The sequence below is a fragment of the Arthrobacter sp. SPT-J7 genome, from assembly GCF_059089965.1.
Window position 1 is genome coordinate 1 of the sequence record NZ_JBNHFF010000231.1, and the last position, 4,968, is coordinate 4,968.

A 4,968-nucleotide genomic window follows, 5' to 3' on the forward strand; every position below is an offset into this window, starting at 1 on the left:
GATCCGCGGCCGGCCCGCGGATCGACGCGGTAATCTCCGGCGATCACAGCATCGCCTCCGGAAACCAGATCATCGCCCCAGTCACCGCCCCCGCCACCGTAGGCGCCATCTCAACAGCAGTCCTCGGCGACTCCACCGCCATCAACAAGGGCGGCAGCTACAAGGACGGGAACCACAAGCACGGCGTTTAAACTGGTGTCCGCCAGCGGCTACGCATCCGTCCGCTGGTGGGCACCAGCACCCAGCTTTGTTGTGAACCATCTAGCTGCAAGTTGTTGACCGGGTCTCGCGAGCCTTGACGATTAACGTTGCAGCCAGTGCAGTAGGGAAACGATCCGTCCGGTGACCGGCACTCGTGCCGGCCACCGGACGTCGCACGCTTTGCGGGCGGTGTCCCGGGCACTGAGTTTCATGTGCGGAAGTGCATCACTTAACGGCGCCTGCCAGCGCTGCATGTGTTGTTAGTCGGAACCCATCATCTACTCCCCCACCACTGGTTAAAAGCGTCGGTCGTTGTGCTGGGATCGTGTCGGTTGGGCCAGCCTACACAGCCCCACAGCATACTTACGGTCGGCATTATGAAAACATCCTGCCCGGAGCAGTGCCGGCCGGTTGGCGCGGATCATCCCGCTCCGCCTTGCACGCTGGGGCAGGAAGACCTCACCTCCTGCTATTGGTGCGGATCGGCGTGAAGAACTTCTGATCGAGGGGGACTGTCGGAATAACGGTGGACCCGCGAATGGCTTGACACGCCGGGTGTTGCCTGGCGGGGTGGACTGATCATGAGCGGAACCATGGATCCCATGGCGACTGATGTGGATCAGCAAGAGTTAGCGCAGCGGCTCCTGGCCCAGGCCAGGGAGCAGGCATCGATTTCGTCGGTCCGGACGGGCTGTTGAACCGGTTGACGACGAACGTCCTGGAGACCGCTTTGGAAGCGCGGAAATGGATGAACACACCTCGGCTACCAAAAGCATGACGTGTCCGGGCGCGGGAGCGGGAATTCCCGCAACGGTACCCGTACGAAGACGGTGCTGACCGAGATTGGGCCTGTGGAGATCAACGTGCCGCGGGACAGTTGACCTGCAGGACCTTGTCAGACGAGTTTGATCACCTGATACGTGTGACCGGCCGCACGGAGTCGCTGTATGAGCACGTTGCCGAGTGCAGTGGCCGGCGTCAGCGACCCTTTCGCGGTCGGCAGCCGGTCACCGTCGAGGGCAAGAGCGAGTGCAGTCTCGCCTGCCATCACGGCGGTGGCGGCATAGCCGGGATCACCGGGGCCGGCAGCAATCGCCTGGTAACGGTGCCCGTCCTCGGTACGGGCGGTTACTCGGGAGTGGAACCAGCCCGCGCGCTGCGTGCTGGTGCTCGGACCCGCACCTGGTGCCGGCAGACAGCGGTCGAGCACCCGCCGGATGGGCGGGAACGCCATCGCGCCCGTGAACGCCCGGAGCCCGAGTGCCATTGCCCTGGCGATGACCGCTCCTGCCGGTCCGGGGGCCACCCCCATCACCTCGCCGTACTGAAGGGAGCGGCCGTAGGCCCAGCCCTGCAACGCGTTGCTGCGGCGCACTATCCGAGTGTTGACCGGAGCCATGATGAAGGGCGCGGTCCAGGTGCCGTCCTCGGAACGGCGCACAGGACCGGCGTCAGGAGGCTGTTGTGTCGTCGGCTCCCGTGTGCGGTCGGGGCTCAGAGCGTAGGGGTTCACGGCTAATGACCTCAGGGCGGTGCTCGATCGCATCGCGTCGAGCTGCCCGCGCATCGATTCGAGCGTGCCTCCGCTGATGCCGCCCTTGGCCGTAGCAACGAGTTGGACCTCGACCAGACCGCCGGCGCCATCGGCTTCTGCTGCCTGATGAAGCAGCAGTACAGCGAGGTCGGACGGCACGGAGTCGTAGCCGCAGGAGTGCACGATCCTGGCCCCGCTCGTCCTTGCCAAAGCGTCGCAGCGATCGATCGCCTCCCGGATGAAGGACACCTCACCGGCGAGGTCGGCGTAGTGGGTGCCGGCCCGTGCGCAGGCGTCGACGACGGGTAGTCCGTGTTTCGCGTATGGTCCGACGGTGGTGAAGAGCACGCGGGTGCCTGCGGCCAGGGCGGTGATCGAGTCCGCGTCCTCCGAGTCAGCTTCGATGAGGGCCCATCTGTGCGCCGCGACCGGCAACTGCGACCTAACCGCCTCGAGTCTGGATGTGGACCGGCCCGCGAGCCCGACTCGCATACCGGCCGGTGCGTGCTCCGCGACGTAGGCGGCGATCAGTCGGCCAACGAAACCCGTCGCTCCGTAGAGAACGAGGTCATGTTCCCGAGATGAGGTGTTCATAACTGCAGCCTTTCACAGCGGAAACTCCACGCTGACACACGGCTCCTTGCTTTGGTCCTACGGAACAACAGGAACTGGCCTTCCGTTCGAACGAGAGAAGTCCCGTCCGCCCGCCCACACCGGGGACAATTCTCGTAGGTTATCCACCGCTACTGCTGCCCAACCGCTCCCAATTTCCAGCCGTGGATAACCTGAACTGACTCCCACCATGGACGGAATGAAGTCGCCACCAGCTCCGGCCGCATGATCAGGAAGCACGCGTCTGCCCGGCCGAAGCAGGTTGACGGAACATCCATTATCGGCGCGGCGAAATAGCCGGGGGCGGCTAACTAGAATGCCGTTTTGCCAGTCGAAACGCTCCCTCCATCGACGTGCTTCTACCGCAAGGCCGGCCCTCCGATCCTCCTTCAGCCCAGGCTTTCCCCGCACCAGGGGAGGGGTGTTCTCCTCGTCTAAATCAGGCCATTTGACTCATCGTCAATTACACATGCACAGGCACAACCACAGGTGCCGCGCGGGCAATAGCTATGTCGCTCCGTACAGGTCCAACTGAGGTGGCGTTTCCGGGCAACGTTGAGGTCTGTGCGCTTACTGCGGGCTATGTTCAATGATGGTAAGGGAACTTAGTATGACTTTAATCGCTGAGCCAATTCATAGGCGGGACAGCCGTTTGCGGCCAGCGAGATATGGAGTACGAAAATGACTGCAGCATCACATGGTCTGGTTGGCAAGAATATGAGCCGGACTAATATTCAGAAAGCCGCACTGGTGACCGGTGCGGTGTTTTTACTGGTGGGTGTTTTGGGCTTCATCCCTGGAGTGACGACGAATTTCGATCAACTGGGTTTTGCCGGGCCTGGTTCCGAAGCCTTGTTGCTGGGCCTGTTCCAAGCTTCATGATCGGCATCGGTGTCCTCCTTTCCCGCGGCGCAGCAACGCGCAGTCGCTAACCATATTCCCGCCAGTCGCTGGTGCTTTCGGGTACCGGCGCGGAGATGGGACAGCGCCATCTAGGATCGAACATGACGGCGAAGATCTCCGTGTCCCGTAGCTTGGACACTTGGCCAGGGTCGGCCCATATACCTGTGCAAAAGGGTCCGGACAAGGCCCTTGAGGACACAGTGAGGCAGTCCTTTTGGAGGTCTGTGACGAACCATAGGGTGTAGCAGTTGCTGCGGCTCTGCAGCGAGTCTGTGGTCCGTGGCAGGCAAATCAATGACTAAGAAGGAAGAATCATGGCCGACCTCACCGCACTTGCCCTTACTTGTTCCCTGACGCCCTCACCGGCACCGTCCAGCAGCGAACTGCTTGCCCGGCACGTCCTGGATGAACTTGCAGGCCATGGCGTGGGCACCGACTCGCTGAGGGTCGTCGATCACAACGTCATGCCGGGAGTGCAGACTGACATGGGCACCGGGGATGACTGGCCGGGAATCCGTGACCGGATCCTCGCAGCGGACATCTTGGTCCTCGCCACCCCGATCTGGATGGGTCACCCCTGCAGCATCGCCCAACGGGTCATCGAACGCCTCGACGCCGAGCTTTCCGAAACAGACGATGAGGGGCGGCCCATCATGTACGGAAAAGTCGCGATTATCGCCGTGGTGGGCAACGAAGACGGCGCCCACAAAGTTATTGCCGATACCCAGCAGGCGCTGAACGACGTTGGCTTCACCGTCCCCGCCCAAGGCGGCACCTACTGGGTGGGGGAAGCCATGCATACAGTGGACTACCAGGACCTCGGCAGCATTCCCGAAAAAACCGCCGCCACGACCGCCAGCGCGGCGCGCAACGCCGCACACCTCGCCCGCGCCCTCACCGCCGCCCCCTACCCAGCCGGGTAGACAAACACCGCGTGAAGGCACCCCGGGGTGAGAACACACCCCGGGTGCCGTTGCAGAATGCCGGGTGCCCGAGCCAGGAAGCTGGTGCTCCCAGGCCATTCAGGGCGGGCGTGAACCCACTGCTCATCGCAGCTCAGGGGTAGGTGATGCCTTCGGTGGCGATGCGTTGGTCCATCTGTCCTACTTCGTCCCGTGCGCCTTCTTCCTGGGCGAGGTTCTGCCGGAGCAGGGCCGCGACCTCGGCCGCGCCGCGCGCTTCAGCGTTCACCACCACGGTCTTGTAGACGGCTATTTCTGCCCTGCTACACAAGAGCCGTGCTGAATGAGGACACGTTACGCAGGGCCTGCGCCGGGGCACTTCGGCTGCTTAAACCAGCCAAGTCACAGCTTTTTGAAACGCGCCGGGGACCTGCCTGGCGGTAGCCTGGCCAACAATATGTGAACCGGGTTACATCCGGACCCATCTTTTCCTGGAGCTGGTGCGAAGTACTGTTGTCCCCTTCCTGGGGTGCCAACATCACATGCGCGTGTATGAGGAGATTTCCCAATGAATAAGACACTTCGCTTTATGGCTGTTCCCACCCTGGCCCTTGCCGGTCTGGCCCTTTCTGGTTCTCCCGCTATGGCCGCGGATCAGTCCTACCAGTCCACGTTGAAGCAGCTCAACGGCAGCGCCGGCTCAGGCACCATCCAGCTCCATGTCACGGGCAACCAGGCCCATGTTGTCCTGAATGTTTCGGGCATGCCGGCCACGTTCATGGACGCCCCGTACCCGCACGTCCAGCACATCCACGG

3 protein-coding genes and 4 pseudogenes are annotated in these 4,968 nt (G+C 62.7%); 5 read left to right on the forward strand and 2 right to left on the reverse strand.

The window, feature by feature from the left end:
• Both AC5RWX_RS30090 and AC5RWX_RS30095 read left to right on the forward strand, forming a co-directional pair.
• Nucleotides 1-191 (forward strand): annotated as a pseudogene (locus AC5RWX_RS30090) (hypothetical protein); the annotation flags it as partial.
• Nucleotides 192-794: 603 nt separating this feature from the next.
• Nucleotides 795-1,076, forward strand: a pseudogene (locus tag AC5RWX_RS30095) (transposase); the annotation flags it as partial.
• Nucleotides 1,077-1,096: 20 nt separating this feature from the next.
• Here the strand turns inward: AC5RWX_RS30095 and AC5RWX_RS30100 are convergent.
• A complete protein-coding gene (locus AC5RWX_RS30100; protein WP_494099881.1) occupies nt 1,097-2,329 on the reverse strand; it encodes a saccharopine dehydrogenase family protein in 1,233 nt (410 codons plus the stop codon).
• A gap of 699 nt (nt 2,330-3,028) precedes the next feature.
• On the opposite strand from AC5RWX_RS30100, the pseudogene AC5RWX_RS30105 reads away from it, so the two are divergent.
• Nucleotides 3,029-3,226 (forward strand): annotated as a pseudogene (locus AC5RWX_RS30105) (DUF4383 domain-containing protein); the annotation flags it as partial.
• Nucleotides 3,227-3,564: 338 nt separating this feature from the next.
• Nucleotides 3,565-4,173: a flavodoxin family protein gene (locus AC5RWX_RS30110; protein WP_494099882.1), complete on the forward strand. Its 609-nt coding sequence runs from the start codon at nt 3,565-3,567 to the stop codon at nt 4,171-4,173.
• 133 nt (nt 4,174-4,306) lie between these two features.
• Here AC5RWX_RS30110 and AC5RWX_RS30115 read toward each other — a convergent pair whose 3' ends face one another.
• Nucleotides 4,307-4,531 (reverse strand): DUF892 family protein, encoded by a 225-nt coding sequence (locus AC5RWX_RS30115; protein WP_494099883.1) that lies wholly within the window; start codon nt 4,529-4,531, stop codon nt 4,307-4,309.
• Nucleotides 4,532-4,720: 189 nt separating this feature from the next.
• Between AC5RWX_RS30115 and AC5RWX_RS30120 the strand changes: the two are divergent.
• Nucleotides 4,721-4,968: pseudogene (locus AC5RWX_RS30120) on the forward strand (hypothetical protein); the annotation flags it as partial.

Bases quoted from the DNA above. Each gene is read 5' to 3' on its own strand.
- AC5RWX_RS30100 (WP_494099881.1), bottom strand. From the start codon at position 2,329: ATGAACACCTCATCTCGGGAACATGACCTCGTTCTCTACGGAGCGACG.
- AC5RWX_RS30110 (WP_494099882.1), top strand. From the start codon at position 3,565: ATGGCCGACCTCACCGCACTTGCCCTTACTTGTTCCCTGACGCCCTCA.